This is a genomic window from Microcystis sp. M53602_WE12, from assembly GCF_030065455.1.
Classification (GTDB): domain Bacteria; phylum Cyanobacteriota; class Cyanobacteriia; order Cyanobacteriales; family Microcystaceae; genus Microcystis; species Microcystis aeruginosa.
This window is the reverse complement of sequence record NZ_JASJFB010000354.1, coordinates 1-2931: the sequence shown is the minus strand read 5'-3', so window position 1 is coordinate 2931 and position 2931 is coordinate 1. Positions and strand designations below refer to the sequence as shown.

The 2931-nt window shown below is 38.9% G+C and carries 3 protein-coding genes and 1 pseudogene; 1 reads left to right on the top strand and 3 read right to left on the bottom strand.

Annotated elements, in window-relative coordinates:
* Positions 1-280: 280 nt before the first annotated feature.
* The 3 genes and pseudogenes from PX482_RS12435 to PX482_RS27725 all read right to left on the bottom strand — a co-directional run.
* Positions 281-619, bottom strand: coding sequence for a XisI protein (locus tag PX482_RS12435; RefSeq protein ID WP_002732736.1), 339 nt, complete (start codon positions 617-619; stop codon positions 281-283).
* Positions 604-1023, bottom strand: a complete 420-nt coding sequence (locus tag PX482_RS12430; RefSeq protein WP_002764234.1) for an element excision factor XisH family protein — start codon at positions 1021-1023, stop codon at positions 604-606. The genes PX482_RS12435 and PX482_RS12430 overlap by 16 nt, the downstream gene beginning before the upstream one ends.
* Positions 1024-1116: 93 nt before the next feature.
* Positions 1117-1230: pseudogene (locus PX482_RS27725) on the bottom strand (TIGR03032 family protein); the annotation flags it as partial.
* A gap of 467 nt (positions 1231-1697) precedes the next feature.
* Between PX482_RS27725 and chrA the strand changes: the two are divergent.
* Positions 1698-2855, top strand: a complete 1158-nt coding sequence (gene chrA / locus PX482_RS12425; RefSeq protein WP_288122496.1) for a chromate efflux transporter — start codon at positions 1698-1700, stop codon at positions 2853-2855.
* Positions 2856-2931: the final 76 nt, after the last annotated feature.

The following is a 2931-nucleotide window of genomic DNA, read 5'->3' as shown; positions in this document are numbered from 1 at the left end:
GATAATTGATTATTGTCTATGGTTTGTTGACTAACCTTAATAAGGTTTGATCCCCCCTTGCCCCCCTTAATAAGGGAGGTGCTGATGGGTTTCAGTTGGTATTAATGGGGTTCATTATAGACAAATTAATCAATATTATTTATAAAGTTTTCTTAACTTTTTTTGTAGCAAATTTACTTGAACGGTGGTATTAAATACTTATAATTGAGTTTGTCTAAAACACTTTTGCAATTTCAGCTTGTGTATAAAGTTTTATGTATAGATTCAACATTTCTGGTCACTAAGCCACAGCAAATCCCGTATATTTGCGTATTTTAGGATAACGAAAACCCAGGACTATATCTTCTTTGGGAATACCTGCCTCCATCAAATCAGTAGCTATGCCTTCCTCCGTTTCATCACATTGAATCCAGACTTTATCGACAACCAAGCTAAGGTGAATTGGTGTTGCATGGAGATACTTATTACCACTCCAACCGAAATCTAAAACTAGATAATGTCCTCGTTCATCATCAAATATAACCTGAGAAGTGTAACCATCAGGTAAAGTAGCACGATAGTTAGCATGATTCTGGAGAACAGTCTTAATAATACCTTGATATTTTAATCGGGTATCCATTGCACGATTACCTCACTTTCATCATCAAAGACAATTAATTTCACAATCTGATTCTTTAGCAATACCTGCCCTAATTCTATACTAAAAACACTGTTAAAAGTTGGCTGAGATATGGCCAGATAAAGAACTCGCTCAACTTTCATCTCGTTAAGGATTTGACGATACAAGACGTACTGCCCCAAAGCTTGCTGTAAATCCTTTACGTCAGACTGTCCTACAAAGCTTTTCACTTCAACGACAATTTTCCGCAATTCTTTCTCCGCACTGATTAAGCGTTCTGCTCCCAAATCAGCGGATAAACGCTTCTTGCCAATTTGAAGTGGAAAAGGATCGTGAGTGATTGCCCACCCGTCCTTCTCTAAAGCAAGTTTTACAGTGTCGTGGTAAATATCTCTTGCAGACACAAAAATTCAGAGGATAAATACTCTAATCAGCAGTATAGCAAATTTTTCTGTTCTCAAGACCTCTTGTAAAAATCAAAAGACGAGTGCCTACAGCAATTCCGGTAGCAGTTCGGGATAATTGACCGGCACTGCTTGGCGCTGAGATGGACTCGCTGCTGGCTCTTGGGTATCTGAAAACTGGTTAGTGTTAGGCGGCAAGCTGTCCATAGAGTTTTTTGGGCATAGATTAGCATCGATTGTGATAATTGATTATTGTCTATGGTTTGTTGACTAACCTTAATAAGGTTTGATCCCCCCTTGCCCCCCTTAATAAGGGAGGTGCTGATGGGTTTCAGTTGGTATTAATGGGGTTCATTATAAACAAATTAATCAATATTATTTATAAAGTTTTCTTAACTTTTTTTGTATCAAATTTACTTGAACGGTGGTATTAAATACTTATAATTGAGTTTGTGTAAAAAGCTTTTGCAATTATGGAATTTTGGAATTGACGAGATCTGGCTAAGTAGGTAGGTGTTAAAAGTTGTCAGACACCCCCCTTATCAAGGGGGGGAGGGGGGATCGAACCCAAAATCTATCTTCAATTTAACTATAACTACTTACTTAATAATTTAACTTAAGCTTATTCTTTTGGATATAAACTTGATTCTAGAAAAACTATTGGTAATCAGAAAATGCTGACTTCATCGCCTCCCAATCTCTCGCAACTTGCCCTTTTATTTCTCAAAATCGGCATTATCGGTTTTGGTGGTCCGGCTGCCCATATCGCTTTAATGGAGGAAGAAGTGGTTAAGCGTCGCGGTTGGATGACTAAGGAGCGATTTCTCGATTTGGTGGGGGCCACTAATCTGATTCCTGGTCCTAATTCCACGGAAATGGCCATTCATATCGGTTATATTTTTGGTGGTTTAGCGGGTTTAATAATCACCGGGGTTTGTTTTATTACTCCTGCGGTGTTAATTACGGGTTTTCTAGCTTGGATCTATACTACCTACGGGACTTTACCGGATGTGGCTCCGATTTTTGCGGGGATTAAACCGGTGGTAATTGCGGTGATTTTTCAGGCACTCTGGCGCTTAGGCAAAAAGGCACTGAAAACCCGTCAATTACTCTTCATCGGATTGGGAGTTATCGGATTATTAATCTTAGGTTTAAATGAAGTTATCGCTTTACTGTTAGGCGGAATTATCGGGATGTTTATCCTAAAAAAATTCGCTACTTTCCCCCTGATTGTGGCAGGAATAGGCGGTGCGACGGCGGTTGCTACTCCTAGCAACATCCCACCGACATTAACAGGATTAGGGCTATTTTTCCTCAAGGTGGGTAGTGTTTTATTTGGTAGTGGTTATGTGTTAGTTGCCTTTTTGGAAGGGGATTTAGTGCAGGGGAGAGGATGGTTAACCCAGCAACAATTATTAGATGCTATTGCTGTGGGTCAATTTACCCCCGGTCCAGTGTTATCTACAGCCACTTTTATCGGTTATCAAATATTAGGAGTATCGGGGGCAATTGTGGCAACTCTAGCGATTTTTTTTCCTTCTTTTATCTTTGTTTTATTACTTAATCCTCTTATTCCTAAATTGAGAGAATCGGCTTGGGCAGGGGCTTTTTTAGACGCGATTAATGCTAGTGCCGTGGCTTTAATGGTGGCAGTAATTTTTAATTTATCCCTGGCTACTTGGTTACAACCCTACGGTAATTTAACTTTTAATTTATTGGCTATTATTTTATCTCTTATCTCCGCTATTCTTTTACTACGTTTTCAGATTAATTCTACTTGGTTAATTCTTGCTGGTGCGCTTATTGGTTTGCTCTTAAAACAATTAGGTTAGGGGGAAATAAGTAAATGGTTCTAATTAAATAGATTTTGCCTTTAATCCCCTCTTGATCCCTAGGGTTGATTCAAGG